Origin of the sequence: Pseudomonas protegens, from assembly GCF_003732485.1 — a bacterium.
GTDB classification, from domain to species: domain Bacteria; phylum Pseudomonadota; class Gammaproteobacteria; order Pseudomonadales; family Pseudomonadaceae; genus Aquipseudomonas; species Aquipseudomonas protegens_B.
Genome location: NZ_MOAK01000082.1, coordinates 24061 through 49949 on the forward strand (window position 1 = coordinate 24061; position 25889 = coordinate 49949).

Genomic DNA, 25889 nt, shown 5'->3' on the forward strand with positions numbered 1-25889 from the left:
TCCGCCGCGCCGGCAAGCTGCGGGAGCTGGATGCCGCGAGCCTGCCGTCGGTGGGCGGTGGCGAAGTGGTGCTGGCCGGCAGTGCCTCGGCGGCCACCAATGCCCAGGTGGACGCCTGGCTCGAGGCCGAGCGTCCGGCCCTGCGCATCGATCCTTTGGCCCTGGCGGCGGGGGAGCCGGTGGTGGCCCAGGCCCTGGCCTTTGTCCAGGCGCAGCAGGACACCGTGCTGATCTACGCCACCAGCACCCCGGAGCAGGTCAAGGCGGTGCAGCGGCAATTGGGCGTCGAGCGCGCTGGTGCCCTGGTGGAGAACGCCCTGGGCGAGATTGCCCAGGGCCTGCGGGACAACGGCGTGCGGCGCTTTGTGGTGGCCGGCGGGGAAACCTCCGGGGCGGTGGTCAAGGCCCTGGGAATACGACTGTTGCAGATCGGTGCACAGATCGATCCCGGGGTGCCGGCCACGGTCAGCAGTGGCGGTGAACCCCTGGCCCTGGCCCTGAAGTCCGGCAACTTCGGCGGTCGCGACTTTTTCGCCAAGGCCCTGCGCCAACTGGCCGGAGGTCAGGCATGAGCCGCGAAAACGCCCTGCGCGAAGAAATCTGCGACGTCGGCCACAGCCTCTATCAGCGCGGCTACACCGTGGGCAGCGCCGGCAACATCAGCGCCCGTCTCGACGATGGCTGGCTGATCACCCCCACCGATGTCTGCCTGGGGCGCCTCGATCCGGCGGCCATCGCCAAGGTCAACCTGGCGGGGGAGTGGGTCAGCGGCGACAAGCCGTCCAAGACCCTGGCCCTGCATCGCCAGGTGTATGACCGCAATCCGGGCGTGGGCGGGGTGGTGCACACCCATTCCACTCACCTGGTGGCATTGACCCTGGCCGGGGTCTGGCGCGACGACGACATCCTGCCGCCGCTGACTCCGTATCAGGTGATGAAGGTCGGGCACATTCCACTGATCGGCTACCAGCGTCCGGGTTCGCCCAAGGTTGCCGAGCAGGTGGCGCAACTGGCCAACCGGGTGCGTGGAGTGATGCTTGAACGCCTGGGCCCGGTGGTCTGGGAAAGCAGCGTGTCCAAGGCCAGCTATGCCCTGGAAGAACTGGAGGAAACCGCGCGCCTGTGGCTGATGAGCCAACCGCGACCTGCGCCCCTGGATCAACACGCCCTGGACGAACTGCGGGATGCTTTCGGCGCCGCCTGGTAATCACTGACAACGCTTCACGGCAAGCGGCCCCGGGAGCGCCATCGGGCTCTCGCGGGGAGCGGCTTGCCGGTAAAAAACAATAACAACAGGACATCCCGAGATGAATGACTGCATAGGCTTTACGGGTTCCAGCGTCACCTGCAACACCTGCCAACCACTGGGTGGAGGGCTTGCCCAATGAGCCCGCTGATTCTGATGATCACTGCCGGGGCCGGCATCGCCCTGTTGCTGTTCCTGGTGCTCAAGTACAAGTTCCAGCCCTTTGTCGCCCTGATGCTGGTGAGCATCCTGGTGGCCCTGGTGGCCGGGGTGAAACCGGCGGAGCTGGTGGCCACCATCGAAGGCGGCATGGGCAAGACCCTTGGCCACATCGCCATCATCATCGCCCTGGGCGCCATGATCGGGCGCATCATCGAACTGTCCGGGGGCGCCGAGGCCCTGGCCAAGACCCTGATCGAGCGCTTCGGCAACCGCCGCACGCCCCTGGCCCTGACCATGGCCGGCTTCATCATCGGCGTGCCGGTATTCTTCGAAGTCGGGGTGATCATCCTCATGCCCCTGGCCTACGGTGTGGCCCGCAGTGCGCGCAAGCCGCTGCTGGTGTTCGCCTTGCCGATGTGCGCCGCGTTGCTCACCGTGCACGCCTTCCTGCCGCCCCATCCGGGTGCGGTGGCGGCGGCCAGCCAACTGGGCGCGGACCTGGGTCGGGTGCTGATGTTCGGCCTGCCGCTCACCGCACTGCTGTGCTACGTCGGCTATCGCGTTGCCGGGCGCATGACTCGACGCAACTACCCGATGACCGACGATATCCGTGCTGAAGTCTACGGTCCCCACGTCACCAACGAAGACCTGGCGGCCTGGAACAATGGCGCCGAACAACCGGCCAGCCCCCAGGCAGTGGCCGCCGTGGCCCACATGGGCCTGGAAGAGTCCACCGGCAGCCTGGCGGCAAAACTGCCGCCGGCGCCGCCACCGGGTTTCGGCCTGATCGTCAGTCTGATCCTGTTGCCCATCGTGTTGATCCTGCTGGGCACCCTGGCCACGTCCTTGCTGCCACTGGAATCCACCCTGCGCGGCGTCTTGACCGTACTGGGGGCTCCGCTGGTGGCGCTGCTGCTGGACACCTTGCTCTGTGCCTGGCTGCTGGGGTCGCGCCGCGGCTGGAGCCGCAGCCAGGTCTCCGACGTGATCGGCTCGGCCTTGCCCGGGGTGGCCATGGTGATCCTGATCGCCGGTGCCGGCGGGGTGTTCGGCAAGGTCCTGGTGGACACCGGGATCGGTGCCGTGGTCTCCGACATGCTGCGCACCACCGGCCTGCCGGTGCTGGCCCTGGGCTTCTTGCTGACCATGCTGCTGCGCGCCGTGCAAGGTTCCACCACCGTGGCCCTGGTGACTACGGCGGGCATCATCGCACCGCTGATCGCCACCCTCGACCTGAGCCCCAACCACATGGCCCTGCTGTGCCTGGCCATGGGCGGTGGCGGGCTGGCCATGTCCCATATCAACGATGCCGGGTACTGGATCTTCACCAAGCTGGCCGGGCTCAACGTGGCGGACGGCCTGCGCACCTGGACCGTGATCACCACCTTGCTCGGCACCCTGGGGTTCTGTATTACCCTGCTGATCTGGCCGTTTGTCTGACCCTTGGAATCTAGGAGTTCACATGCCTCGTTTTGCTGCCAACCTCAGCATGCTCTACCCGCAACACGACTTCCTCGAGCGTTTCGCCGCTGCGGCGGCCGACGGTTTCAGCGCGGTGGAGTACCTGTTTCCCTACGACTACAGCCCCCAGGTGCTCAAGCAGCGCCTGGACGACCACGGCCTGCAGCAGGCGCTGTTCAACGCGCCCCCCGGTGACTGGGCGGCGGGGGAGCGGGGCATCGTCTCCCTGCCCGGACGCGAGCAGGAGTTCCGCCAGGGGTTCGACAAGGCCCTGGAATACGCCGCGGTGCTGGGCAATTCACGGATTCACGTGATGGCCGGTCTGCTGCCGTCGGAACAGGACCGGGCCCGCCATCACGCGGTGTACCTGGAGAACCTGGCCCATGCCACGGCCCAGGCGGCCAAGGCCGGGATCACCGTGCTGCTGGAGCCGATCAACACCCGGGACATGCCGGGCTTCTTCCTCAACCGCCAGGACCAGGCCCAGGCCATCTGCAAGGAAGTCGGCGCCGCCAACCTCAAGGTGCAGTTCGACTGCTATCACTGCCAGATCGTCGAAGGCGACCTGGCGGTGAAGCTGCGTCGGGACCTGGCGGGCATCGGCCATATCCAGATCGCCGGGGTGCCGGACCGCCACGAGCCGGACCTGGGGGAGTTGAACTATCCCTACCTGTTCCAGCTGATGGACGAGTTGGGCTACGACGGCTGGGTCGGTTGCGAATATCGCCCCCGTGGCGACACCTCCGCCGGCCTGCAATGGCTGCGGGATTGGCAGGCGCGCTAAGCCTGTGCCGCCCCTTGGCGCCGAGCGCGCCAAGGGGCCTTCTCTCCAATAAAAAACAAGGACATTCCCCATGCAGCGTTTTGCCTGCAAGGCCGCGCTCGGCCTGATTCTGGCCCTGGGTGGCGCCTCCCTGGCTGCGGCAGCCAGCCTGCCGCCGGCCACTGAAGGCGACTGGGTCGCGCCGCAGTTCAGCTTCCACAACGGTGAACAGCTCGCCAACCTGAAGCTCCACTACATCACCCTGGGCAACCCGAAGCACCCGGCCATCCTTTACCTGCACGGCACTTACCGGCCGGCCAGCGATCTCTTGAGCAAGGATTTTGGCGGTGAGTTGTTCGGCCCGGGGCAACCCCTGGATGCCAGCAAGTACTACATCATTGCCACCGACGGCATCGGTGTCGGTCAGTCGAGCAAACCCTCGGACGGCCTGCGGACCCGCTTCCCCCAGTACAACTACGACGACATGGTCCAGGCCCAGTACCGGCTGGTCACCGAAGGGCTGGGGGTCAAGCACCTGCGCCTGATCATCGGCAACTCCATGGGCGGCATGCAGACCTGGATCTGGGGCCAGACCTGGCCGCAGATGATGGACGCCCTGGTGCCCATGGCCTCGCAGCCCACCGAGATGGCGTCGCGCAACTGGATGATGCGCCGCTTGCTGGTGGAATCGATCAAGCAGGACCCGGCCTGGAACCAGGGCAACTACCTTGTCCAGCCACCGTCCCTGCGTCTGGCCAATGCCTTGTTCGCCACCGGCACCAGTGGCGGCACCCTGGCCTATCAGGCCCTGGCGCCGACCCGTGCCCAGGCCGACAAACTGGTGGATGAACGCCTCAAGGCGCCGCAGACCGCCGATGCCAATGACTTCATCTACCAGTGGCAGTCTTCGGCGGACTACAACGCCGCGCCGGGCCTGGCCAAGATCCAGGCTCCGGTGCTGGTGATCAACTCGGCGGACGATGAGCGCAACCCACCGGAAACCGGCACTCTGCAAGCGGCGCTCAAGCAAGTGAAAGATGCACGCCTGCTGCTGATTCCCGCCAGCGCCGAAACCCGCGGGCACGGCACCACCGGCATGGCCCGGTTGTATGCCAAGGAGTTGGCGCAGTTCATGGTCGAGACCGAGAAACCCCACTAACGGCCATTGCGGTCTCTTCGTGGCGAGGGAGCAATTTCCCTCGCCACGGACTGCTGGGGGTTATCGCTGACTCAGGACTGAACCGGCAGCAGCAGTTCAATCCCGTGCTTGCGAATTCCGTCTGCCGCCGCAGGCGCCAGGGCGGTGTCGCTGATGATGATGTCGAACTGCTCCAGGTCGGCGATCTTGTACATGCTGAAGGTGCCGTACTTGGAACTGCTGGCCACCAGCACCACCTGGGTCGCCGACTGCATCGCCACCTGCTTGACCTCCACCTTCAGCGCCGACGGCGTGGTGATGCCGCGGCGCAGGTCCCAGGAACTGGTGGAGATAAAGGCCACGTCCGTCACCACCTGGCGCAGAGTCGCCACTGCCAGCCCGCCGACGCAGGAATGGTTGGAATGGTCCAACTGCCCACCGGTGTGGATCACTGTCACCTGGGGCGCGTCGAGCAACGCCTGGACCACGCCGAAATCGTTGGTCACCACGGTCATGCCCGACAGCGCCTTGATGTACGGCACGATTTCCAGGGTGCTGGTGCCGGCATCCAGATAGACCGTCATGTCCGCATGCAGCAGGCGCGCCGCGAGTTTGGCCATGGCCTGTTTCTGCGGCAGCTCCACCACGGCCTTGGACTGATGGCTGGGCTCGCTGTGCAACTGACTGGCGATGCGCACGCCGCCGGTGACCGAATAGGCCCGGCCTTCCTGTTCCAGCAGGGCGATATCGCGACGCACCGTCATGTGCGAGCAATCGAACATCTCCATCAGCTGATGCACGCTGAGTACCTGATGCTTGCGCAACTGGCGCAGGATCTGCTCACGGCGCTGTTCCGGAATCATCGGGGCGTTGCTGTCAGTGGCGAGGTCCTTGGGACTGGGCATTGGGGCTCCGGATTGGCGGGTCGGCAAAGGCAGAAATAGGCTCGTCATAGTAGCGAAACTCGCCACCGTGGACGAGATTTACTGCCGCTCACGAGTCAGCAAATTCTATCTTGAGGCCGTCGTCAGCTGTCGCTTGAGCAGGCGGGTCAGGAGCGGCCGGGCCTTGCGTTCGATGGACCTGGCCACCATGAACTCGAAGCGGGCCAGGGCCCCGCACTGCGGGCAGTCGAGTGCTAGCTGATGGGGCATGGGCAGCCATGGGAGCAGGCTTGTCATGGGCGACTCAATCTATTGGCGCAAGGGGGCGCTGCGGTCGATATGCCAGCGCTGTTTGAGCCGTTGCAGGCTGCCATCGCGTTTCATCGCGTCCAGGGCCCGCTGCCAGCGGGCCACCTGGGCGGCGTCGACTTTGGGGGAAAAGGCGATATAGGCGTCTTGGCGCATCAGCGGCATCTGGTAGCTCAACTGATCGAAGGGCAGGCCCGCTTCGGCGGCAAAGGTGCTGACGCTCATGGTGTCGGCCACCAGGTATTGCACCCGTCCCATCTGCAGCAGGCGAATCATGATCTGCGGGCTGTCCACGCCCCACAGGTTATCCAGCCCCTGTTGCTTGAGGTAGCGGTAGACCAGCCACTTGCGCGGTACGGCGATCTGCCCTCGGGTCTGGTGCAGGTCAGTGATCGCGCTCTTGTCGCTGGTGCGGGCGTAAAGCGCGGTTTCGGTCTGCATCAGCGGCCCCACCCACTGATAGCGCGACTCGCGCTCGGCCGTGCGCAAAATGGTAAACACCGCGGTGTCTTCGGCCTCGCTGGCATCGCGCAAGGCGCGCAACATCGGCCGTTGCTGCACCTGCACCGGATCGCCGGTGCGTTGCGCCAGGGCTTGCACCACCTCCACAGCGAAGCCCGTCATGTGCTGGCCCTGCTGAAAGTGCAGCGGCGGGTGGTTGTCGGTCAGCATGCGCAGCTCCGCCGCGGCGGCGAGGCTCAACAGGGACAGCATGACACCCAGAACCCAGTTCATCGCGCACCTTGAACGCACAAAGGAGCAGAGCTTAGTACGCTCTCTGGAAGGGCGTCGCCAGAAAATATCCGGCGTCATTGCTTGGCACACTGATAGAGCCAGGTCTGCGTCTCTTCACACCAACGACGGCGCAGCAGTCGACTTTCGGTCATCAAGGCCAGGGTCGAATACAGCCGGTCTTCGGTCAGCCCGGGTCGCCAGGCGTTGTCCGTACCGGACAGCAGGGAAACCAGGCCTTGTTCCTCGAGGCTGATGCGCAGCCTGGGCTTGGCCTCGGTCATGCGGATGGCGGCGATGCCGAAGTGCTGGCTCAGCAGGTTGTTCTCGATCAGGTTGAGGACCAGCTCCGACAGGCTGATCTGCTGCTTGCGCTGCAGTGACCGAAGCCAGTGCTGCAACGACAGCCGAGCCTGGCCGCCCTGGTCCAGATAGGCGCCGTGCCGAAGGCAGGCGCTGAGGTCGCGGGTGATGGCCGCCACCAGAAACAACAGTTGCAAGGCCTCGCTGGCGGCTTGCTCGTCGTGGTTGTCGATGAACCCCTGCAGAGTGTCGATGCGCTCGAACAGATCCAGCGCGGTCACCTGCTGCCCCGCCTCCAGCAGGTTGGCTGTTTGCGGGGCCAAGGCACGGTAGTGCTCCAGAGCGGCGTGTACCGAGGTATCGGCCTTTAGTGGACTGGCGTCGAGGCAGAGCAGTCGGTCGCGTAGTTCCTCACTGCTGTGCAGGCCCTGGGCGATATGCTGTTCCACCCAGCCGAACAGGCTTTCAAAGGCCAGGCGCTGGGCCTGGCGCAACTGCAGGACACGCCACAGCGCCTGGGTCGGGGCCAGCGCGTCCTTCTGCTCGGCAGGGAAGTCGGACATAGGCAGCAGTGCCATGGCCCGGCGCAGCGCCGGCAGGCTGGTTGCGCTGCCCAGCACCTGCAACGTGGCAAGGATCAGACGGATTGAACACTCTCGGTGGCCGGCCCTGGGGTTCTTCGCTGTTCCCGCGGGCGGGTAGAACTCATCGCGAAAAATCTGCGTTTCCTCCTTGCTCGGTCGATTGCGATCCCACTGCAGATGCACCGCGCCGGCCTGTTCGACGCTGCCTTGCAGGTCTTCAATACAGGTCAGCCATGGATAGAACGCCAGGGTACGCAAACCTTTATCCAGGGCCCGGGCCAGGGCTTCGCCGGCCTCGGTGACGCCGTAGGTGCCGTCGGGTTGCGGCCAGGCCAGGCCCAGGCCGGTGTCGGGCTTGAACGACGGGCCGTACTGCACCGCATCGAACCAGCTGGGGCCGCGATGCCAGCTCTTGAAGTCCAGGGTGAAAGGGCCTTTGCCGGGCGGGCTGTACTGGCCATTGCCGGCCATGTAGGCACCGTCACCGACCAACTGATGGCTCCAGCCGAACAGCACCTCGATCTTTTCCCTGAACCGTTCGAAGCGTTTACCCACGGGCAACTCGCCCGAGTAGGGATCGCTGTGTTGATTGAAGATCCACACCGTCCAGCACATCACCGAATACGGGCGAATCCACTGGGTACGGTTGTTGATCCCCGGCATGAACTGGTCCATCAGTTCCAGGTTGGCTTGTCGCAGTCCGAGGTAATCCACGCCGCCGCTCTCACGCACGGACGGGGAGACGAAAAAGGCACGTTGAGGCAATGCGTTCATGGTTCGAGTGACACCATCAGGGCCTGGCAATACTGGCAGTGGTTGATGCGCCGTTGCTGCAGGCGGGTGAGGGCTTCGCGCTCCACCGGGGCGCTGCACCAGTGGGTGTTGGGGCAGCTGCTGATGGTGCGATGGTTGACACGGTAATAACCCGGCCGGGGGCGGTTGGGGGAGTGGATGTGCTGCAGCGCGCTGATCTCCTCCGGGCTGAAACGATTCGCCGGCAGTCGTTGCTGACGCGCCTGTTTACGATCCTCGATGTAACTGCTGAGCAACGCCCGCAAGGTGCTGGTGTGTTGCACCGCGTCCAGGGCCGCCAGGGCCTCGGAAACCCCACGCTCCACCAGCCGTTGCGCAGGTTCCTGGTTGAACCAGCGTTGTGCCAGGTGCCGGGCCTGGACGAAGTCCACGGGGCCCTGGCCGTAGCGTTCCAGGTATTCATGCAGGGTGGTGGCGTCCAGGGTCCCCAGGGTTGCGCGAGAGGCCAGCCTGCCCGGCAGCGCCAGGGTGGCGGCCAGGCCGTAGACCGCTTCGTCCACCAGTGGGCGATCTTCGGCGGCCAGTTGGGCGTGGTCGACGCAGTTGAGCCAGCGCTGGGCGAAGTCCCGGGCACTGGCCGGCAGGTGCAGGCGACGCAGGTAGAGGTCCAGGGCGACATGGCACCAGACATACAGCAGCTGGGCTTTCTTGCGGCTGCTCAGGCCCTTCAGGTTGACCAGGCTCTGCAGGGTCTGGTTGAACTCGTTGAGCAGGTTGGGAGAGGGCAGCGATTCGAGGTTGGGGTCCGACGCCGGATCGAAGTCGGTGTCGCGGTCTTCTCGACCACTGTCCAGTTCGACGATAGGTGCTGCATCACCGCGCCTCCCGGGTTCTTGCCCGGGGTTGGCGTGGTGCAGCAAGCCAGCGATGGCCTGGAGCAGTGCCCAACTGCCGTCGCGGCCGGCAGCGGCTTTGGCCACGGTCGGCAGCCAGTGGCGAGGGCGCTGGGGCGGCTGTGGCGCAGGCGGCTCGGTGCCGCCTGGCTCGTTGACGGGCGTCGTGGCGGGCTCAGTGCTCAGTGGTCCATCGGGCTCTTCAGGCAGTTTTTGCGCATGCACCACCAGGCAGTTGAGCAGGATCTGCAGATCGCCCTGGGCTTCGTTGCCCCCCAGCAGTCGGCCCAGGGCACCGTAAAGGCTGCGAATCGGCAGGGGCATGCTCAGGTAGGCGTCGATGCAGACCCAGCCACGGGCACTCTGTGTTTCGCGCTGCAAGCGCAGTTGCAGCCCCTCGTCCAGCCTGGAGTCCAGGGCCCGTTGCAGCGACCAGACGAAGCCGCCTTGGGCGGTCAGTTGCAGCGGCGCCACTTCGAGGACTTCTTCGGCGCATTCCAGGGTCGCCAGCCATTCTCCTGCCAAGGGTGGCTGACCGATCAGCCGGCCTTGCAGCTGCTGCTCTTGGTTGAGGCGGGCATAGACGCACAGGGCCGCCTCCTGGTCCTGGCGCTCGAAGGCATCGGCTTCATAGCGCGGCGCCTCGACGGGCTCCCAGCACTCGTCGGTGGCGCGGTCGAGCTTGCGCAGCACCGCCACTTCCACGTTGTCGGTGCTGTCCATGGAGGTCCGGGTGGCATTCACGCTGCCGGTCAGGGTCCAGCTGTCGGCGCCGCGCAACTCCAGCCATTTGGCGTGCAGCCGACGCTGGTTGTGGTCGACCCTGGGGGTCACCCAGTCGATCTCCACCGGCCAGTCCCTGGCCTGCTCCAGGGGAAAGGAGGAGACGCCGTTGCCCGGCACTCCAACGGTGAGCCGAGGGATGCCCAAGGTCTTGAGCAGATGGCCCAGGGACTGTCCATCGCGGCTGTGGAAGGGTGAAAGCAGCAGCAGGCTGTGCCAGCGCCGGCCTGCGGCGCGCTCGATCAACTGCTCGGTGATGGCAGTGTCCAGGGAGTGCAGCAATTCCACCGGCTGCGCTGGAGCCTGATCATGAAACTGCTGGCTGAGGGCCCGGGCCCGTTGAATGAAGGGCAAGAGGGCGCTGTCGTCGGCGATCTGCAGGTGCGGCTGGGTACAGAGATTTTCCAGGAAGTCGGCGAAGTCGGCGAAGGCCCCCGGCTGCTCCCCGGCCTTGAGGACTTCCAGCACCTCGACATTGCGCCCGTGGCCGCCAAAGGTCAGGTTGCCGCTGCCGACCATCAGCAGGTCTTGGTCCTCGCCGCGCAGGTAGGTGATCTTCGGGTGGAAAATACCGTCCTGGACCCGCACCGGGATCAAGGCGTAGTCCTTGCCCACATGCCGCGCCCGCAACTCCATCATCGAACCGCGGTAACCCTGGATATCCACCAGCAGGGTGACTTTTTCACAGCCGGCTTCGCGCAGTCGGGGCAGCACGTAGCTTTCGAAGTAGGTCAGGCTCAGGGCATAGGTGGTGAATAGCGCCTCTTTCCACGGGCCGTTTTCGATGAAGTGCAGTTGCGACGGTCCGTTGGGGCCTGGGGTGTTCGGGGGGGACGCCATCGTGCTCTCCAGTCCATGGGTCGAGGCTCAAGTCGGTGGCTGATTATCGGGCAACGCCGCGCTGTTGCAAGTGTCGGTGATGTCACAGTGCTGGTAGGGGGGCATGAGGCCGGGAAGGAAGGCGCAGAGGGATTTTTTTCATGAACGTTTCGTGAGTGAGCAGTCGACGCAGGTATTCTTGCAAAGCCCTTTTTGAATGGAATCGACCCATGTCCGCTCCCTTTGTACGTCCACTGCGGGCCAGTGGCTTGCTGCTCGCTGTCCTGGCCTGTGCCACCGCTGCCCAGGCCAGCAGTTTCGACTGCGCCAAGGCCGCCAGTGCCAGTGAAAAGGCCATCTGCGCCGACCCCTATACCGCCGGGCTGGACAGCCGGCTGGGCAAGGCCTGGACGGCCACCCTGGCCGAGACCAAGGACCCCAAGGCGCTGCGCCTGAGCCAGCGTGAATGGCTCAAACAGCGCGACCAGTGCCAGGCCGACCTGGGCTGTCTGCGCAGCCAATACCTGAGCCGGCTGATGGTGCTGCGCTATGTGAATATCCCGTTCAACTGGCAGGGCACCTGGCAGCGGGTGTCGGTCAGCCCGTTCTACGGCGGTGAGCTGGTGATCCGGCGCAGCGGCGAAGATCGTCTGAGCTTCGACCTGTCGGCCATGGGCGGCGCCAATTCCGGTGCGCTCGCGGGCAAGCTGCTGCTCAAGGGCGGTGAAGCCCGCTACGGCGTCGAGGGCTGCAACCTGCGCTTCACCCCGCGCAACGGTCTGTTGCAGGTGACCCAGGAGGGCGACTCCTATGCCTGCGGTGCCGGTTCGGGGGTGTATTACGACGGGCTCTACGTGGCCTCCCGGCAAATCCTGGAAAACCAGTACGATTTGCTGTCCACCGCGCTGGTGCGCACCGAGGAGGAAGATCAGCGCGCCCGCAAGCTGCTGCAAAAGGACTACCAGACCCTGCTCGACAGCGGCTCGGTGTTCTCCCAGGAAACCTCGGCCGAACTCAAGGGCGCCGAGGCCACCGATATGTGGCTGCAGGGGTTGGCTACCACCAATGCGGCGATTTTCGTGCGCGGCGCCAGGGGCGAGTTATGGGTCGCGCTGCTGGCCGTGGCGGGGCCCACTGATGAGGTGCGGGTGCGCTACTACACCACCGAGCCTGAGTGGAAGCACAGCCTGCCGGACGTGGTACAGCACTGGTACGAGGCGCGCAGCAAGGGCCAGCAACTGCCATTGGACATGATGCCCTGAAGTGGCGGCTGATCGAACTCCAGTAAAGGTTGCTGAATGCGGCGGCAGAAATTTCGCCGGGCGGATGCTGAAGCCGGCCGGTGCAGCTGCTAGAGTCTCGGCCCTGGCAGCCTGGATGTCCGCCTGAAGGGTGCGGCACTGGCGCACGACCCCGGCCTGCCGGGCAAATTCCATTGGTTGGTGACGCGAAGCCATTGTGAGCGTCTACGACTTAGCAAGTGACACTGCCGCCGCCGTTATCGGCGCCTGGCACATTGAAATTGGGAGATTGTAAATGGTCATCAAACCCCGCGTTCGCGGCTTTATCTGTGTGACGACCCATCCGGTGGGTTGCGAAGCCAACGTCAAGCAGCAGATCGATTACGTCACCCAGCAGGGCGCCATCGACGCAGGGCCGAAGAACGTGCTGGTCCTCGGCGCCTCCACCGGCTACGGCCTGGCCGCGCGGATCACCGCAGCCTTCGGCTGTGGCGCCAACACCCTCGGGGTGTTCTTCGAGCGTGGCAGCGTTGACGGCAAGCTGGGCACCGCCGGCTGGTACAACACCGCGGCGTTCCACAAGTTCGCAGAAGAAAAGGGCCTGTACGCCAAGAGCATCAACGGCGACGCCTTCTCCGACGCGGTCAAGGCCGAGACCATCGAGACCATCAAGCGCGACCTGGGCAAGATCGACCTGGTGGTCTACAGCCTGGCCGCACCGCGCCGCACCCACCCCAAGACCGGTGAAGTGCTGAGCTCGACCCTCAAGCCCCTGGGCAAGTCCGTGACCCTGCGCGGTGTCGACACCGACAAGGAAATCGTCAAGGAAACCACCCTGCAGCCGGCGACCCAGGAAGAGATCGACGGCACCGTGGCGGTAATGGGCGGCGAAGACTGGCAGATGTGGATCGACGCGCTGCACGAAGCCGGTGTCCTGGCTGAAGGCGCGAAAACCACCGCCTTCACCTACCTGGGCGAGAAGCTGACCCACGACATCTACTGGAACGGTTCCATTGGCGAAGCCAAGAAGGACCTGGACCACAAAGTCATCGGCATGCGCCAGCAGCTGGCCGGCCTGGGCGGCGACGCTCGGGTGTCGGTGCTCAAGGCCGTGGTGACCCAGGCCAGCTCGGCAATCCCGATCATGCCGCTGTACCTGTCGCTGCTGTTCAAGGTGATGAAAGAGCAGGGCAGCCACGAAGGTTGCATCGAGCAGGTCTATGGCCTGTACAAGGACAGCCTGTACAACAGCGAGCCGGTGATCGACCAGGAAGGCCGCCTGCGTGCCGACTACAAGGAGCTGCAACCGCAGGTCCAGGACCGGGTCAAGCAGCTGTGGGACCAGGTGACCAGCGAGAACCTCTACGAGATGACCGACTTTGTCGGTTACAAGCAAGAGTTCCTGCGCCTGTTCGGTTTCGAGATCGAAGGTGTCGACTACGAAGCCGACGTCGATCCGGACGTGAAGATCAGCAACCTGATCCAGCTGTAATCCGCTCGTAGCATCAGCCAGCGCCCCTCCTTCGTGAGGGGCGCTGTCGTTTGCATCCCCCTATTTCCCGTAGGAGCCAGCTTGCCGGCGAAGGGGCCCGAACGTCTTGTACAGGTCTTGGAACCGCCTTCGCTGGCAAGCCAGCTCCTACGAGGGCGGGGCGGGGCAATTGCGCAAGATCGTTCAAGCCAGGGGCGCCGGCAGATGGCACAGTCAGCGTCCGTTACTTGTGTGCAGGGTTCTATGTCCAGCGTTCTCTTACCTCGTGCCGCCTTTGTTCGCGGCGCCATCGCCATCATGCCGCTGTCCCTGGCCACCGCGCCCTGGGGGCTGCTGGCCGGTTCCATGGCCATCGAGGCCAATCTCACGCCGTTGCAAGGCCAGGGGCTATCGAGCATCGTCTTTGCCGGCGCCGCGCAACTGGTGGCCATCGGCATGCTCAAGGGCGGGGCGGGGATCTTCTCGATCCTCTTGACCACCTTGCTGCTCACGTCCCAGCACCTGCTCTACGGCATGAGCATGCGCTCGGTGATTTCGCCGTTGCCCGGCCGCTGGCGAGTGGGCCTGGGCTTTCTGCTCACCGATGAGCTGTTCGCCTTGACCAGCGCCCACGACAAGCAGCAGTTCGACCGCTGGTACGCCCTGGGCGTGGGCCTGACCTTCTATGTGGCCTGGAACCTCTTCACCTTGCTGGGCATCGTGCTGGGCAAGAGCATCCCCGGCCTTGAGCACCTGGGCCTGGACTTCTCCATCGCCGCCACCTTCATCGCCCTGATCACGCCACTGGTGCGCAATGTGCCCACCGTGGTCTGCGTCGCGGTGTCGCTGTTCTGCTCGGTGCTGTTCAGCTACTGGCACTGGGGCTCGGCCCTGGTGCTGTCGGGCCTGGCGGGGATGACCGCCGGTTTTGTCTGCAATAAATTCTATCGGGGGCAAGCATGATGGTCTGGGCAGTCATCTTCGGCATGGGGCTGTTGGTCTTTCTCAATCGCTATGTGTTTCTTGAACCGCGCCTGCCGTTGCGCTTGAGCAGCAACGCCCGGCAGTTCCTCGGTTTTGCGGTGCCGGGCATGCTCACCGCTATCTGCGGGCCGATCGTGTTCATGCCCGACCACCAGTTGAACCTGCACTGGGACAACCCCTATCTGCTGAGTTCCCTGGTGGCCATTGCGCTGGTGATCTACACCCGCAATACCCTGGTCAGCATGCTGCTGAGCATGGGGTTCTTTTTCCTTCTGCGCTGGTGGTTCTGAGGGCCGTTTGCGGTAGCCTGTGCAGCTTTCGGCACAGGCCGACCTTCAACCGCAACGGATGCATCGGATGAGCGACTTTCCCCACGATATCGACCTGGACGCGTTCTGGGACCGGGCCACCAGCAGCAAGATCAACCAGCCCCCCGCCAGCCCCGCCGTCATAGCCCAGTTGCAGACGCAACTGGGCTATCGCCTGCCGCTGTCCTACGTGGCCTTCATGAACCGCTACAACGGCGGGCGCCCGCACCTCAGCTGTTTCCCCACCGAGCAGGGCACCTCCTGGGCCGAGGACCACTGCGCGATCGACAGCTTTCTGAGCATCGGCTGCGATGGCGACTATTCCCTGGGCGGTGGCCTGGGCAGCCGTTTCATGATCGAGGAATGGGGCTACCCGGACTTGGGGGTGTACATCTGCGATTGCCCCTCCGCGGGGCACGACATGGTCGCCCTGGACTACCGCGAGTGCGGGCCCGAGGGCGAGCCGCAGGTGGTGCATGTGGACCAGGAGGCCGACTACGCGGTGACAGTGCTGGCAGCGGATTTCGAGGCCTTTGTCCGCGGGCTGGTGTCGCCCGAGGTCTACGACACCTCGGAACAGGATTACCTGGATGATCTGGACAAGGTCGCCCACGCGCCGTTCTCGCCGCTGCTGGAGGAACTGCTCGGCCATTTCAGCGCAGTCCCCGACCTGGGACCGCTGATCCGCCAGATCGCCTTGCGCATCGTCCATGAGAAGCGCTACTTCGCCCTGCATGCCGATCCACTGTCGCAACTGCTGTATGACCTGCAGTTCTGGCTGTACCAGAATCGCTACCCGGTCCCCGACAAAAAGGCGTACCTGCAGGTCTATCAGGACATGATCGCCTTCGCCAGGGGCTTCGGCACTGGCGGCTACGCCCCGGATTTCGTCCGTGACTGGTTCCGCAACCGGCTGGCAGGTGGCCAGTTGCAGCAGGTGGCGGGCGGGTTCGCCCTGACTCCGGCCTACCAGGCGCAGTTGCTGGAGCAGCTGGCCGGGTTTCGCCCCGCACACCCTCAACTCCAGGAGCAGCCATGAGCGAGGAAACCATCCGCATCACCGCCCAACAGACGCTCTCCGACAACTGGTACGTGCTGAAGAAATACAGCTTCGAGCTGCGCCGCCGTGACGGCAGCTGGCAGGCCCAGGACCGCGAGGTCTACGACCGCGGCAATGGCGCAACCATCCTGCTGTACAACCTGGAGCGGCGCACGGTGCTGCTGACCCGGCAGTTCCGCATGCCGGCTTTCGTCAACGGCCACAGCGGCTACCTGATCGAGACCGCTGCCGGGCTCTTGGACAACGCCAGCCCCGAGGTGCGCATCCGCCAGGAAGCCCAGGAGGAAACCGGCTGCCGGGTGGGCGAGGTGCAGAAGGTCTTCGACGCCTTCATGAGTCCGGGCTCGGTGACCGAGCGGGTGCATTTCTTCATTGGCCATTACCAGGCCGAAGACCGCATCGATGCAGGCGGCGGGCTGGAGCACGAAGGCGAGGACATCGAGGTCCTGGAACTGGACATCGACCAGGCCCTGGGCATGATCAAGAGCGGGGAAATCGCCGACGGCAAGACCATCATGCTCCTGCAATACCTGCAGTTGCATGTGCTCAAGCCGCGCAGCCTGATGGTGCTGGTGGCCGGGCCGTACCGCTCCGGCACCGGCGACGACCCGGCGCTGCTGGCGCGCAATGTCGAGGCCATGGAGCGCTGCGCCGCCCAGGTGCTGGCGGCGGGGCATTTCCCGGTGCTGGGGGAGTGGGTGGCCTTGCCCATGACCCGACTGGCGGGGTCCCTGGCGGTGGGCGATGAGATCTACAACGCGCAGTTCCATGCCTATGCCGAACGCCTGCTGGAACGCTGTGACGCGGTACTGCGTATTGGCGGGGCATCGGCGGGCTGTGATGCCATGGTGCGGATCGGCGAGCGACTGGGCCTGAACATCTATCAGCGGGTGGAGCAGTTGCCGCCGGTGACGCCGAGCGCGCTCCGGGACTGATCCAGGCCGCTGATCCAGGCCGCGATTCAGGGTGCCGCAGGTGGTCGGATCGATCGCCTGCAGTGGCCGCCAGCGCCTGCACCACCCCTCGCACCACCCCCGCAGTCTTCCGGCACCGGGCTTTTTCAGGCCCGACGGGAAAATACTGTCTATCGTCAATAGGCAAGCGCGAGCTTCGTCAAGAGCCGCGTGGGGCAAGGCCTCACCGGTCGGTTTGTCGCCATGGCGCCTGGAGCATTATGGAAAACCTCGGTCTTGATCTTTCTCAAGGGCGCAGCACCTCCAATCAGGCGCTGACCCGTGCCACCTTGCTGGGATGCTCGGGACTGCTGCTGGCGCTGTTCCTCTTCACCGGCGTGCTGCTGGTGTACATCGCCCTCGATCAGAACCTTGCCGCCGAACAGCACAACCGCCTGGACATCGACAAGGCGCTGCAATCGCTGGACAGCAACGCCCGCACCACGCTCAAGGACTATGCCCTGTGGGGCGACGCCTACCAGCACCTGCACTTGCAGGTCGACCTCGACTGGGCCTACACCCGGCAGAACTTCGGCCCGACCCTGTACCGCGAGCTGGGCTTCGACGGCGTGTTCGTGATCAATCCGGCAGGCCGAACCGTGTATTCGCTGGTGGCCGGGCGGCTGGAATCGATGGATGCCCGGGACTGGCTGGGGGAACAGCTGGCGCCCCTGGTGGACGAGGTGCGTCGGGCGGGCGGCGGCAAGGCCATCAGCCATTACCATGCCATCGCCGGGGCCCCGGCGCTGGTGGTCGCCGACCTGTTGAGCCCGGGTAATGACCCGCAAGTGCATGCCGACAGCGGGCCCCAGTCGGTGCTGATCTTCGTTGCGCGCCTGGAACCGTCGCGGCTGCTGGCCCTGGGCCAGGGCCTGGGCATCGAACAGTTGCAGGTGGCCGGCCCCGGGCCGGCAACCGCACTGCCGTCCCTGAGCCTGCCCGATGGCGCCGGAATCCTGCAATGGCAACCCACGCGCCCGGGGCATCAGTTGCTGGTGCTGGTGATGCCGTTGCTGCTATTGGCGGGTTTGCTGGCGGGCATCCTGGCCGGCTTACTGTTGCGCCGGGCCGGGGCGGCGGCCCGGGTCATGGACGATCAGGTCCAGGCCCTGCGGGTCAGTCGCAGTGCGTTGCTGGCCAGTGAAGAACGCTTTCGCGACGTCGCCGAAGCGGCGTCCGACTGGATCTGGGAGGTGGACCCGCAGTTGTGCTTCACCTACCTGTCCGAGCGTTTCGAGGCGGTCACCGGGCTGCCCCGGGAATCCGCGCTGGGGCGACCGATGAATGAGCTGCTGAGCTCCGAGCAGGGGTCGCTGCTCAACTGGCTGGCGGCTCCGGAACGGCGCTCCCAGACAATCGTGCAATGCGCCTACCTGGATGGCCACCGGCAGCCGCGGATCTGTCGCCTTTCGGTGCGGGCCATGGCCGCCGGCGGTTTCCGGGGCACCGCCAGCGACATCACCGAAGAGGTCGCCGCAAGGCGGCGGATCGAGTACCTGTCCCAGCACGATGCCCTCACCGGGCTGGCCAACCGCACGCGCATGCAGGAGTTTCTCGAAGGCAAGCTGTTGGCCCTGCCGACCCTGCAAGAGCCCTTGTTGATGCTCAGCGTCGACCTCGATCGCTTCAAGCCGGTGAACGACCTGCTGGGGCATGCAGCGGGCGACCAGGTGCTGCATGAGGTGTCCCAGCGTCTGGCCCAATGCCTGCGGGGCGAGGATCTGGTGGCCCGGGTCGGGGGCGACGAGTTTGTCCTGGTGGTCCCGGGGCAGGTCGCCCAACCCGAGATCGAAGGCCTGTGCCGGCGCCTGATCGAGCGGATCGAAGAGCCGTTCTACATTGCCGAGCATGAAGTCTTCATCAGTGCCAGCATCGGCATCGCCCGGGCGCCCAGCGATGCCAGCCAGGCGGAAGAGCTGCTGCGTTTTGCCGACATCGCCCTCTATGAGGCCAAGGCCGCGGGACGCAGTACCTGGCGTTTCTATGCCAGCGACATGAATGTGCGGATCATCGAGCGCCGCGGCCTGGAGCGCGACCTGCGCCACGCCATTGAGCAGGATCAGTTGCTGCTGCAGTTTCTGCCACGCTATCGACTGGCGGACGGGCAACTGGTGGGTGCCGAGGCGGTGGTGCGCTGGCAGCATCCCCAGCGTGGGCTGCTGGGCCCCGAGGTGTTCACCCCCATCGCCGAGGACACCGGGCTGATCCTGCCATTGAGCAACTGGGTGCTGCACGCCGCCTGCCGCGCGGCCCGGGCCTGGCCCGAGCGCCTGCTGCTGGCGGTAAACCTGTCGGCCACCGAGTTCCAGCGCGGGCAACTGGTGGCCAGGATCAGGACCGTGCTTGGCCAGAGCGGACTGGCGCCCTCGCGCCTGGTGCTGGAAATGACCGACAAGGCGCTGCTGGATGACGGTCGCCAGGTGCTGGAGATCATGCAGGGGCTCAAGGCCCTCGGGGTGCAACTGCTGATGGACGATTTCGGCAGCGGCCACTCGGCGTTGCAGTACCTGCGAAGCTTTCCCCTGGACGGCCTGAAGATCGACAGCAGCCTGGTGGCGGGGCTGAGCGCCAATCAGGTCGGGCGTTCGATCGTTCAAGCCATCGTCGACCTGGGGCATGCCCTGAGTCTGAACGTGGTTGCCGAAGGCGTGGAAACCCCGGAGCAATTCAAGGCGCTGCATGACATTCAGTGCGACGAGGCCCAGGGGCCGCAACTGAGTCCGCCCCTGGACAGCGACGCCTGGATGACGCTTTGCGCCGAACTGTCCCAGACCAGCCGGTCCACCACTTGAAGCCGGATTTCAGGGCAGGTGGTCGGCGGCGAAGTCCGCCTCCGAACGGGCCTGCAAGCGCCCCTTGCGACAGGCCTGCTGGAAGCGCTCGAAGTCCCGCTCGTTCTGCGTGGCATAGGCCTGAGCGTAGTGCCACAGGGCCTCGGCCAGGGTTTCGCTCTTGCCGATATAGCCGCTGATCAGTGCCGCCTGGCCCGAGGCCTTGGCGTGGGCCCGGGCCAGGGCCCGGCCACAGATCCTCGCGTAAGCGGCGAAGGTCTCTTCGTCGAAGGTTTCCAGTTCGGCCGAGACCTTCATGTCCCGCAGTTGGCGCACATAGAAATGGCGGCCGTTGGGGCCGGTGGTCCAGCCCAGGAACAGGTCGCTGGCGGACTGCATCAGGCGCTGGCCTTCCACTACCCGCTGGCCGTTGTGCCGCGGTCGCGAGCGCACCCGCACATAGTCGGCAAGTACCGAGCGGCGGGCTTCCTTGAACTGCAGGAACAGCGGTCGCTGCTGGTTGTCGGTGAGCAGCGCCACCAGGCAGCGGGTGCCGACGCTGCCCACGCCCACCACCTTGAAGGCCAGGTCGCAGGGGTGAAAGCGCGCCAGCAGGTCACGCCGGTCGGCCTGCAGGGTGCCGCGATAGTCGCGCATGAAGGCCTCGTACAGCGGTCGCCAGTCTTCCAGGCGCATCCAGTCGTCGTCCGGGTCCAGCAGACTGGTGGTGTTGTGCAGGTGGAAGATCTCCGGCAGATCGTCGCGGATCAGCAGGCGCCCCTGGGCGTCGCGTTCGCTGATCTTGGGCAGCAGATGGGCGTGGGTGCGGCGCTCGGCCTTGTCCATGGCCCGTTGCACGTGCTCCAGGGTGGCGCTGTTGGCCCGGGCCTGATGCAGCAGGTCTTCGTAGGTCAGGGCGTCGTACCAGATCTCCAGGGCGCTTTGCTCGGCGCAGGTGGCCATGCTTCGTTGATAGGCCCCCACCAGCTCGCGACAGACGCTTTCTTCCACCGCCGCACCATGGCGCAGGTCCCGGGCGGCAATCAGGAAGCTCGCCACCAGGCGCTTCAGGTCCCATTCCCAGGGACCGGGATGGACCTCGTCGAAGTCGTTGACGCTGAACAGCAGGTTGCGTTCCGGTGTGGCGAAGCCGCCGAAGTTCATCAGGTGGCAGTCGCCGCAGATGGTCGAGCGCAGGCCCATGTCCGGGGTGGTGGCCAGGTCATGGGCCTGGAGCAGGGCGTTGCCGCGATAGAAGGTGAAGGGCGACACCAGCATGCGGCCGTAGCGCAGCGCCACCAGGGACTGGACCCGGCCCTGGCTCGAGGCCTCGATCAGCGGCAGGGGGTCGCGCTTGATCTGGCCGGGAGCGCTGTGGCTGCTGCGGGGGCAGTGCTTGCGTGCGTCCTTGCCCTGCTTGATCGGGTCGTGGGGGCGGCTCATGGCAGGGTCCTGTAGGCGGGCGAGGGAAGAGGGCGGGCGTGTCCGGTTCAGGCCGGGTCCGGTTGATGGGGACCCTGACGGATCGGCAGTTCCACGCGAAAGGTGGTGCCCACGCCCAACTGGCTGCGCACACTGATCTGTCCGCCGTGTTTCTTGACGATCCCGTAGGACAGCGACAGGCCCAGCCCGGTGCCCTGGCCTACCGGCTTGGTGGTGAAGAAGGGGTCGAAGATCTTCTGCAGGTGCTGCTCGTCGATGCCACAGCCACTGTCGGTGACTTCCAGCCAGACCCGGTCGCCTGCCACGCCGTTGCTCAGGGTGATGGTGCCGCGCTCGGGGCCTATGGCCTGGGCGGCGTTGACCACCAGGTTCATCACCACCTGATTGAGCTGGGAGGGCAGGCACTCGATCTCTGGCAGCGGCTGGTAGTGCTTGATCAGGTCGGCCTTGTACTTGAGTTCGTTGGCGACGATGTTCAGGGTCGAGTCGATGCCCTGTTGCAGGTCGGCCATCTGCCATTGCTGGTCGCTGTCGACCCGGGAGAAGTTCTTCAGGTCCTTGACGATCTGCTCGACCCGGCCGATGCCGTCCTTGGACTCCTTGATCAGCAGCGGGATGTCCTCCTGGAGAAAGTCCAGGTCGATGCTTTCCCGCAGGCTTTGCAGGCGCTTGCGCAATTCCGGCGCGCTGATGGCCTCTTCACTCTGGCGATAGGCCGTGAGCATCTGGCCGATCTGTTGCAGGTAGCCCGCCAGGCTGCCGAGGTTGGAGGCCACGAAGCCGATGGGGTTGTTGATCTCGTGGGCGACTCCGGCCGCCAGTTGCCCGAGGGAGGCCAGCTTCTCCGATTGCACCAGCTGGTTCTCCAGTTGCTTGCGCTCGTCGATTTCCTGTTGCAGGGCCGCACCGGCCTGTCTCAGGTCCTCGGTGCGCTGTTCCACCAGATCCTCCAGGTGGTGCATCTGCAACAACGCACGGGCGGTCATCTCCCACTTGCTGGTGAGGGTGCTGGCCATCTGCTGGACTTCGATATTGTCGAAGGGCTTCTTCAGGATCAGCAGGCGGTTATGGCCTTGCAGGCGCTCCAGCAGATCCTCCCAGGAGTAGTCGGAATAGGCGGTGCACACCACCACCTGCAGGCGCGGGTCTTCCTGCCAGAGGCGCTCGATGGTCTGGGCCCCGTCCCAGCCCTGGGGCATGCGCATGTCGACGAAGGCCAGGGCATAGGGGCGCTGCTGTTCCAGGGCCAGGCAGACCTTGCTCAAGCCTTCCTGGCCGCCGTAGGCCGAGTCCAGTTCAAAGGGCTGTTGCCGGGGCTTGGCCTGGGCGCCGAACAGCTGCGCCTCCAGATCGTCCAGGCTGCTGTCGTCCGCCGGGGGCGGGGTGAGGATCTTGCGAAAGTCGTCGTGGATCGACGGGGTGTCGTCGATCAACAGAATCCGGCGGTTGCTCAGCTCGTCCATCATTGGCCCTCGGCGCTGATCAGCGGTATGTCCAGGGTAAAGGTCGCTCCCAGTCCCGGCCCGTCACTGTGCACGCTGAGCTGGCCGTCCATTTCCATGGCGGCCAGGGCGCAACTGTGCAGGCCGAAGCCGTGTCCTTCCTTGCGGGTGGTGAAACCGTGGGCAAAGATCCGCGTCAGGTTCTCGGCGGCAATGCCTTCGCCGCGGTCCTGGACCTGAATGCGCAAGGTCCGGCCATCGAGCACATGGGCGCTCAGGGTCAGGGTTCGGGAGTGCTCGTCGAGGTCGGACATGGCGTACTTGGCGTTGCTGATCAGGTTGATCAGGATCAGCAGCATGCGGTGCTTGTCGCCCATGACCGGTGGCACGTCAGTGTAGTCCTTGACCACCGTGACCTGATGCCGGGCCAGGGCGCCGGAATTCATGCGCAAGGCGTCCTCGATCAGTTCACTCACGCGCAAGGGCTCGATCAGCCGTGAAGCCCCGGCGTAGGACTGCTGGGTGGCAACGATTTCCTTGATGTGGTCGACGCTGCGGCCAAGCTGGGCCAGTTCGTCGCTCATGCCCTGTTGCTCGCTGGCAATGGCTTCCACCAGTTGGTTGAGGTAGCCGGGGAGCAGCTTGCCCTTTTCGTCTTCACTGAAAAAACGCCCCAGATCGTGCTGATGCTGATTGATCAACAGCATCGCCTTGCCCAGCCCCTGGGCCTTGCTGGAGCGTAGTTTGCGGCTGAGGATCTCGCTGGAGATGTTCACACTGTTGAGCACGTTGCCGACGTTGTGCAGGACATTGGTGGCGATTTCCGCCATGCCGGCCTGGCGCGCGGAGTCCAGCAACTCGCTCTGGGCCTCCTTGAGTTCCCGGGTGCGTTCCTCGACCCGCTGCTCCAGGTGTTCATTGGCGCTTTGCAGGGCGGTGTTGACCCGGCGAATGACTGCATAACTACTGATCAGGCGGATGGCCAGATAGAGGATCAACAGCACCAGCAGCACGGAGAACGCCAGCAGATACTGGTGGGACTTCTGGTCCTGCAGGTCGGACTGGAGCTGGTCGCGGTTGAGCAGGCTGGTGATGTCGTCCAGGCGTTCGGCCACCGGGATCGAGGTGAGCCGCTCCAGCAAGTCATTGACCACCGGCTGCTCGCGCAGGATCACCGAGACGTGGTTGCTGAGGATCTCCACCGGCTCGTGCATGACCTGGGGCAGGCGCTCCTTGTTGACCGCCAGTTTGTTCAGCCCCACCAGGATGTCCGCAGCCTTGTCGTCGCTGGAGACCTGGGCGAACTCCAGGCTGCTGAGCAGCAGGTCGTAGGTGTCGATGGCAATGTTCTGCTGCGCCAGCCGCTCCTGATCATCGAGGCTGGCCAACCGGCGCTGGATGTCGTCCTCGGCGGTGGGCAGGAACGCCAGGGAATTGCGCAGCACCGAGTTGTGGGATTTGAACCGTTCCACCAGGCCGGCCTTTTCCTGGAAGGCCTCGAGGAACGCCTGATGACTGGCCTGCCAGGCCGCGGGGTCGCTGTGGCCCTGTTGCGAGAGCTGATCGAAGCGCCGCCACAGCTGGTTGATCTGCTGCACCGGCAGCACCAGCGGATCGTAGTCGTGGGTAATGGCGATGCGCGCCTTGAGCACCTCGGTTTCCCATTGGGCGTTCAACTGCTTGATGTGGCCGATCAGGTCTCGGGACAGGGCGAAGTTCGCCGACTGGCCGATCATCGTCTTGAAGTAGAGAAACGCCAGCGCCAGGACCAGGCCCAGGGCCACCAGGGTCAGGACCGTTGAAGGCAAGCGACGGGGCAGCTTCATAGCGGCTTGCCCTGCCATTGCCCGGTGAGGGTCTGGAGAAACTTGACGATCAGGCGGGTGTCCTGGGGATTGGGGGTACGGCCCAGCTGGTACTTGAACATCACTTCCACGGCCTGCTCCAGGGTCTTTGCCGAGCCGTCGTGGAAGTAGGGAGCGGTGACCGCCACATTGCGCAGGCTGGGGACCTTGAACACGTTGCGGTCCTGTTCGTCGCCAGTGATCAGGAAGCGTCCCAGGTCGGCGTCGGTGGGGTTGCCCCGGTCGGTAAAGTAGTCATTCATCACGCCGAATTTCTGGAACATGTTGCCGCCGATATTGACCCCTTGATGGCAGGCGATGCAGCCGTAGTCCTTGAACCGCTGGTAGCCGTACTTCTCTTCCTGGCTGAGGATCTCGGTGTTGCCTTGCAGGTATTGGTCGAAGCGCGAGCCTGCACTGAGCAGCGTCCGTTCATAACTGGCCAGGGCGTCTTGCACGTTGGCCGCAGTGATGGCGTCCGGGTACAGCTCGCCGAAGGCCTGGCGGTAGCCGGCGTCGTCGTTCAGGGTGCGTACCAGGTTGGGCCAGTTGTTGCCCATTTCGATGGGGCTTTGCACCACGTTGTCGATCTGCGCCTGGAGGGTGTCGACACGACCGTCCCAGAACTGGCGAAAGTTCAGCGCAGCGTTGAACACGCTTGGGGTATTGACCCGGGAGGGCTGGCCCTTGATGCCCAGGGAATTGGCCAGCACGTCGGCCCCGCCCTGTTCCAGCCGATGACAGCTGGCGCAGGAGAGGCTGTTGTCCAGGGACAGGCGCGGCTCGTTGAACAGCCGGCGTCCCAGCTCCACGCGCTTGGGGTCCAGGGCCGGCGCTTCGGGCAGGGGCTTGAGCGGTTCGTCCAGCGGCGCCGGCAAGGCTGGTGGAGCGACACCGAGCAGGGCCCAGAGCAGCAGGCCGACAAGGAGCGGCGGGGAGCGTCGGCGTTGCGTCGACGGTTGTTCAGCGGTCATGGCCGATTACCTGGATCTGAGACGCCTGGGCCCGCAGCAGGTGGGCAAAATCCTCGGCCGGCAGGGCCTTGCTGAAGTAATAGCCCTGGCCTTCCTCGCAGCCCTGTTGCTTGAGGAAGGTCAGTTGTTCCTGGGTTTCCACCCCTTCGGCGATAACGCTCAGGTTCAGGCTGCGCCCCAGCTGGATAATCGCACTGACCAGGGCGGCGTCCTTGGGTTCGTTGCTCAGGCCCTGGATGAAGGACTGGTCGATCTTCAGCACGTCAACCGGGAACTTGCGCAGGTAGCTGAGGCTGGAATAGCCAGTGCCGAAATCGTCCACCGCCAGGCGCACTCCCAGGGCCTTGATGGCTTGCAGGGTGGCGAGGGTGGCCTCGACGTTCTGCATCAGCACCCCTTCGGTGATTTCCAGCTCCAGCAGGGTCGGGTCCAGGGCGCTGTCCAGCAGTGCGCCCTGCAACTGCTGGAGCAGTTGCGGTTGCCTGAAGTCGCTGGCCGAAAGGTTGACCGACAGGCGGATCGGCGCCAGTCCCGCCTGCTGCCACGCCCGGGATTGGCGGGGGGGCAC

Annotated in this window: 21 protein-coding genes and 1 pseudogene; 12 read left to right on the forward strand and 10 right to left on the reverse strand. The window is 65.1% G+C overall.

Going from position 1 to position 25889, the window contains the following annotated elements; translation table 11 throughout:
- The 5 genes from BLX41_RS36250 to BLX41_RS25890 all read left to right on the forward strand — a co-directional run.
- Positions 1-572 (forward strand): nucleotide-binding domain containing protein (locus BLX41_RS36250; protein ID WP_311197587.1); only part of this gene is annotated, 572 nt, incomplete at its 5' end.
- On the forward strand, positions 569-1207 hold the full coding sequence (gene otnC, locus BLX41_RS25875) for a 3-oxo-tetronate 4-phosphate decarboxylase (RefSeq protein WP_123727185.1): 639 nt from the start codon (positions 569-571) through the stop codon (positions 1205-1207). The genes BLX41_RS36250 and otnC, both read left to right, overlap by 4 nt.
- Positions 1208-1384: 177 nt before the next feature.
- Positions 1385-2848 (forward strand): GntT/GntP/DsdX family permease, encoded by a 1464-nt coding sequence (locus tag BLX41_RS25880; RefSeq protein ID WP_123727186.1) that lies wholly within the window; start codon positions 1385-1387, stop codon positions 2846-2848.
- 22 nt (positions 2849-2870) lie between these two features.
- Entirely contained in the window at positions 2871-3653 is a 783-nt protein-coding gene (gene otnI, locus BLX41_RS25885; protein ID WP_123727187.1) for a 2-oxo-tetronate isomerase, read from the forward strand.
- Positions 3654-3723: 70 nt separating this feature from the next.
- Positions 3724-4791 carry an alpha/beta fold hydrolase gene (locus tag BLX41_RS25890; protein WP_123727188.1) on the forward strand — a complete coding sequence of 356 codons (1068 nt, stop codon included), beginning with the start codon at positions 3724-3726 and terminating at the stop codon, positions 4789-4791.
- Positions 4792-4862: 71 nt separating this feature from the next.
- On the opposite strand, the gene BLX41_RS25895 is transcribed toward BLX41_RS25890, so the two are convergent.
- The 5 genes from BLX41_RS25895 to BLX41_RS25910 all read right to left on the reverse strand — a co-directional run bounded on the left by BLX41_RS25895 (position 4863) and on the right by BLX41_RS25910 (position 10851).
- Positions 4863-5675 carry a DeoR/GlpR family DNA-binding transcription regulator gene (locus BLX41_RS25895; RefSeq protein ID WP_123727189.1) on the reverse strand — a complete coding sequence of 271 codons (813 nt, stop codon included), beginning with the start codon at positions 5673-5675 and terminating at the stop codon, positions 4863-4865.
- Between the two features lie 105 nt (positions 5676-5780).
- Positions 5781-5951: a hypothetical protein gene (locus BLX41_RS33880; protein WP_185073788.1), complete on the reverse strand. Its 171-nt coding sequence runs from the start codon at positions 5949-5951 to the stop codon at positions 5781-5783.
- A gap of 12 nt (positions 5952-5963) precedes the next feature.
- The gene (locus tag BLX41_RS25900; RefSeq protein WP_123727190.1) at positions 5964-6698 is read right to left on the reverse strand and encodes a substrate-binding periplasmic protein; all 735 of its coding nucleotides are present in this window, start codon (positions 6696-6698) and stop codon (positions 5964-5966) included.
- 74 nt (positions 6699-6772) lie between these two features.
- On the reverse strand, positions 6773-8356 hold the full coding sequence (locus tag BLX41_RS25905) for a hypothetical protein (RefSeq protein ID WP_148059777.1): 1584 nt from the start codon (positions 8354-8356) through the stop codon (positions 6773-6775).
- Positions 8353-10851: a phospholipase D-like domain-containing protein gene (locus BLX41_RS25910; RefSeq protein WP_123727192.1), complete on the reverse strand. Its 2499-nt coding sequence runs from the start codon at positions 10849-10851 to the stop codon at positions 8353-8355. Before BLX41_RS25910 ends, BLX41_RS25905 begins: the two co-directional genes overlap by 4 nt.
- A gap of 209 nt (positions 10852-11060) precedes the next feature.
- On the opposite strand from BLX41_RS25910, the gene BLX41_RS25915 reads away from it, so the two are divergent.
- The 7 genes from BLX41_RS25915 (at position 11061) to BLX41_RS25945 (ending at position 19639) form a co-directional block, all read left to right on the forward strand.
- A complete protein-coding gene (locus BLX41_RS25915) occupies positions 11061-12092 on the forward strand; it encodes a lysozyme inhibitor LprI family protein (protein ID WP_123727193.1) in 1032 nt (343 codons plus the stop codon).
- A gap of 274 nt (positions 12093-12366) precedes the next feature.
- Entirely contained in the window at positions 12367-13563 is a 1197-nt protein-coding gene (gene fabV / locus BLX41_RS25920; RefSeq protein ID WP_123727194.1) for an enoyl-ACP reductase FabV, read from the forward strand.
- Between the two features lie 243 nt (positions 13564-13806).
- Entirely contained in the window at positions 13807-14505 is a 699-nt protein-coding gene (locus BLX41_RS25925; RefSeq protein WP_123727195.1) for an AzlC family ABC transporter permease, read from the forward strand.
- Positions 14505-14816, forward strand: a complete 312-nt coding sequence (locus BLX41_RS25930) for an AzlD domain-containing protein (protein WP_185073801.1) — start codon at positions 14505-14507, stop codon at positions 14814-14816. The genes BLX41_RS25925 and BLX41_RS25930 overlap by 1 nt, the downstream gene beginning before the upstream one ends.
- 67 nt (positions 14817-14883) lie before the next feature.
- Complete coding sequence (locus BLX41_RS25935) at positions 14884-15873, forward strand: SMI1/KNR4 family protein (protein ID WP_123727197.1); 990 nt, start codon at positions 14884-14886, stop codon at positions 15871-15873.
- Positions 15870-16829 (forward strand): GDP-mannose pyrophosphatase NudK, encoded by a 960-nt coding sequence (nudK, locus tag BLX41_RS25940; protein ID WP_123727198.1) that lies wholly within the window; start codon positions 15870-15872, stop codon positions 16827-16829. The genes BLX41_RS25935 and nudK overlap by 4 nt, the downstream gene beginning before the upstream one ends.
- A gap of 239 nt (positions 16830-17068) precedes the next feature.
- Positions 17069-19639, forward strand: coding sequence for a bifunctional diguanylate cyclase/phosphodiesterase (locus tag BLX41_RS25945; protein WP_123727199.1), 2571 nt, complete (start codon positions 17069-17071; stop codon positions 19637-19639).
- Positions 19640-19648: 9 nt separating this feature from the next.
- Here the strand turns inward: BLX41_RS25945 and BLX41_RS25950 are convergent, their stop codons facing one another.
- The 5 genes and pseudogenes from BLX41_RS25950 to BLX41_RS36255 form a co-directional block, all read right to left on the reverse strand.
- On the reverse strand, positions 19649-21061 hold the full coding sequence (locus BLX41_RS25950; protein WP_123727200.1) for a DUF2252 domain-containing protein: 1413 nt from the start codon (positions 21059-21061) through the stop codon (positions 19649-19651).
- Positions 21062-21108: 47 nt separating this feature from the next.
- Positions 21109-22524 (reverse strand): ATP-binding protein, encoded by a 1416-nt coding sequence (locus BLX41_RS25955; RefSeq protein ID WP_123727354.1) that lies wholly within the window; start codon positions 22522-22524, stop codon positions 21109-21111.
- Entirely contained in the window at positions 22524-24329 is a 1806-nt protein-coding gene (locus tag BLX41_RS25960; RefSeq protein ID WP_123727201.1) for a DAHL domain-containing protein, read from the reverse strand. Before BLX41_RS25960 ends, BLX41_RS25955 begins: the two co-directional genes overlap by 1 nt.
- Positions 24326-25321: a cytochrome-c peroxidase gene (locus BLX41_RS25965; protein ID WP_123727202.1), complete on the reverse strand. Its 996-nt coding sequence runs from the start codon at positions 25319-25321 to the stop codon at positions 24326-24328. The genes BLX41_RS25960 and BLX41_RS25965 overlap by 4 nt, the downstream gene beginning before the upstream one ends.
- Positions 25311-25889, reverse strand: a pseudogene (locus tag BLX41_RS36255) (EAL domain-containing protein); the annotation flags it as partial. The gene BLX41_RS25965 and the pseudogene BLX41_RS36255, both read right to left, overlap by 11 nt.

Coding starts and splice junctions, on each gene's coding strand:
- otnC (WP_123727185.1), top strand. CDS start 569: ATGAGCCGCGAAAACGCCCTGCGCGAAGAAATCTGCGACGTCGGCCAC.
- BLX41_RS25880 (WP_123727186.1), top strand. CDS start 1,385: ATGAGCCCGCTGATTCTGATGATCACTGCCGGGGCCGGCATCGCCCTG.
- otnI (WP_123727187.1), top strand. CDS start 2,871: ATGCCTCGTTTTGCTGCCAACCTCAGCATGCTCTACCCGCAACACGAC.
- BLX41_RS25890 (WP_123727188.1), top strand. CDS start 3,724: ATGCAGCGTTTTGCCTGCAAGGCCGCGCTCGGCCTGATTCTGGCCCTG.
- BLX41_RS25895 (WP_123727189.1), bottom strand. CDS start 5,675: ATGCCCAGTCCCAAGGACCTCGCCACTGACAGCAACGCCCCGATGATT.
- BLX41_RS33880 (WP_185073788.1), bottom strand. CDS start 5,951: ATGACAAGCCTGCTCCCATGGCTGCCCATGCCCCATCAGCTAGCACTC.
- BLX41_RS25900 (WP_123727190.1), bottom strand. CDS start 6,698: ATGAACTGGGTTCTGGGTGTCATGCTGTCCCTGTTGAGCCTCGCCGCC.
- BLX41_RS25905 (WP_148059777.1), bottom strand. CDS start 8,356: ATGAACGCATTGCCTCAACGTGCCTTTTTCGTCTCCCCGTCCGTGCGT.
- BLX41_RS25910 (WP_123727192.1), bottom strand. CDS start 10,851: ATGGCGTCCCCCCCGAACACCCCAGGCCCCAACGGACCGTCGCAACTG.
- BLX41_RS25915 (WP_123727193.1), top strand. CDS start 11,061: ATGTCCGCTCCCTTTGTACGTCCACTGCGGGCCAGTGGCTTGCTGCTC.
- fabV (WP_123727194.1), top strand. CDS start 12,367: ATGGTCATCAAACCCCGCGTTCGCGGCTTTATCTGTGTGACGACCCAT.
- BLX41_RS25925 (WP_123727195.1), top strand. CDS start 13,807: ATGTCCAGCGTTCTCTTACCTCGTGCCGCCTTTGTTCGCGGCGCCATC.
- BLX41_RS25930 (WP_185073801.1), top strand. CDS start 14,505: ATGGTCTGGGCAGTCATCTTCGGCATGGGGCTGTTGGTCTTTCTCAAT.
- BLX41_RS25935 (WP_123727197.1), top strand. CDS start 14,884: ATGAGCGACTTTCCCCACGATATCGACCTGGACGCGTTCTGGGACCGG.
- nudK (WP_123727198.1), top strand. CDS start 15,870: ATGAGCGAGGAAACCATCCGCATCACCGCCCAACAGACGCTCTCCGAC.
- BLX41_RS25945 (WP_123727199.1), top strand. CDS start 17,069: ATGGAAAACCTCGGTCTTGATCTTTCTCAAGGGCGCAGCACCTCCAAT.
- BLX41_RS25950 (WP_123727200.1), bottom strand. CDS start 21,061: ATGAGCCGCCCCCACGACCCGATCAAGCAGGGCAAGGACGCACGCAAG.
- BLX41_RS25955 (WP_123727354.1), bottom strand. CDS start 22,524: ATGGACGAGCTGAGCAACCGCCGGATTCTGTTGATCGACGACACCCCG.
- BLX41_RS25960 (WP_123727201.1), bottom strand. CDS start 24,329: ATGAAGCTGCCCCGTCGCTTGCCTTCAACGGTCCTGACCCTGGTGGCC.
- BLX41_RS25965 (WP_123727202.1), bottom strand. CDS start 25,321: ATGACCGCTGAACAACCGTCGACGCAACGCCGACGCTCCCCGCCGCTC.